Source organism: Pseudoalteromonas sp. PAST1, assembly GCF_021532515.1.
Lineage (GTDB): Bacteria > Pseudomonadota > Gammaproteobacteria > Enterobacterales > Alteromonadaceae > Pseudoalteromonas > Pseudoalteromonas simplex.
Genome location: NZ_JAKGBH010000116.1, coordinates 1 through 1969 on the forward strand (window position 1 = coordinate 1; position 1969 = coordinate 1969).

The following is a 1969-nucleotide window of genomic DNA, read 5'->3' on the forward strand; positions in this document are numbered from 1 at the left end:
TACAATCGCCAACTGGTTGAAGCGATGATCAAAGTGAAGGCGCTAAATAAGATCAACACCCTTGGTCTGCCTAAATATCAGTAAGTTAAGTGAATTTGTTAGAGAGTTGCATTTGATCAACAAGGCCTAGAATTTAATAAAGATAGAATTCCCAAAGGTATGGTTTCGGGGAAGGAAATTGGTGGCACTGTTAAAACATACATACATAAATTTAAAAAAAGTATGCTGTTAACATTTTTGGAGAACTACAGTAAATATGATGGTGAGTGGGCGATCCTAAGCAGAACTAATGTTGCATTGGACTCAATAGAAGAGTTTCTGATAGAACATGAAGTAGCGTATTCAAGAAACAATCAAACAAGTATTTTTAAAACAAGCGCTGGTGATTTTGTAATTAAACTGTGTTCTTATTTTTTAAATAAGTTTGCACACTACCATTTGTCAGAAGTTTTAGGGTACTTAAAAGAGGATGAGAACCTAATTCCTTTAATTTCTGAAAGTATCAAGAGTAATTCTGATATTGAGTCATATCTAAATAATTACGGTCAATCAATTAATGGAACGGCTTTTGAAATGTTCTATTCAAATTATTATTTATTTGAAAACACTCATGATTCCAAAGAGATAAACACCAGAATTGATTTGTTGATTGATTTCATCATAGAGCGCCGCTCAAAAGGCGACAAGCTGAATAAATGCGCTGTTGAAACATTACTTCTTGAAGGGCTCAAGACAAAAACAGGCTCTTGGTTCGAAAGAATCAAGCTTTACTCAGATAAAATTAAAGAGCAAAACAGTAAATCTGAAATTGATAAATCAGTGGTAACTTTAACCACATACCATGGCTCTAAAGGTCTAGAGTGGACTAATGTGGCTATTTTTGATGTTATCCAGGAAACGATGCCAAATATGCAGTCACCAATCGATGAGGAAAGACGTTTGCTGTTTGTTGGGATGACACGCGCTGAGCAACGGTTATTTATTCATAGCTACTTAAATAAGGCTGATATTGATGATTTAAAGGATGTGGGTGAATTGGCACTATTCAAAAAAGATTACGAATATAGCCCACCAATAACATCAGATATTAATGATGTTTGTTTTCCAAGCGAGTTTATCGAAGAGATTTACTACACTAACGATTAATCTGTAGTAGTGTGATTACGTCAAAATCGCTTGGTACTTATACCGTCAGTATCCCTTGGTAATCACACTTATTCAATTAATCACTGTTCAATTAATCACACTTATTCAATTAATCACACTTATTCAATTAATCAAATGTTGTTTGCCTTATTTCGGGAAATTTAATCTTTTGTATTGTTGACTAAAAATTTATAAGCAATTATATTGATTATAACCCTAGAGGTTCAGCCTTTAGGGTTAACCAATCAACACAGACTATCAACGTAACAACCACTCTTCTGAGTCATTATCGGAATACAAATTTCCAATAATGATTTCTCAATCCACTTTACCTTTTAGGTCCTTGATTTTTGCACTATGCATAATTATGCCTATTGGTATTTAAAGTGGCTTCTAGCTGTTGAAGTTAAATCTCAGCGTTAATACCTTCTTGGTATTAAGACGGTTGAAGTGATTCTTTCACAAATACCTAACCAATTCCTATACGGGATACTCTTCTGTATAGGAATCGAAATCTCATTCGATGCGACCGCTATACAGATCTACTTATTTTTAGTTCTGCGTTTTCGGTCAAATGCATTGGAGGAGATTATGGATATCATTCTTATATTACTGGCGTGCACATATGTTGCAATCAAAATTCACAGCATTATCGTTAAGCCAATTCTATCAATAGCTAGTTCAAGCTGGGGTTAATTTGAACATTAGGCTTGCGCAATCTCACCCTTTCAAGGGCGAGTCAAGCAAGAGGTAACTAGTCTTTTTTCTGACTTAAAGCGCGTGAAGTTTTTACGGCTCTTTCACTTGGCGGTGTGTTTTGATT

At 34.8% G+C, this 1969-nt stretch carries 1 protein-coding gene; it reads left to right on the forward strand.

Going from position 1 to position 1969, the window contains the following annotated elements:
• Positions 1-159: 159 nt before the first annotated feature.
• Positions 160-1146 carry a 3'-5' exonuclease gene (locus tag L1272_RS22890; protein WP_235374355.1) on the forward strand — a complete coding sequence of 329 codons (987 nt, stop codon included), beginning with the start codon at positions 160-162 and terminating at the stop codon, positions 1144-1146.
• Positions 1147-1969: the final 823 nt, after the last annotated feature.

Coding starts and splice junctions, on each gene's coding strand:
- L1272_RS22890 (WP_235374355.1), top strand. CDS start 160: ATGGTTTCGGGGAAGGAAATTGGTGGCACTGTTAAAACATACATACAT.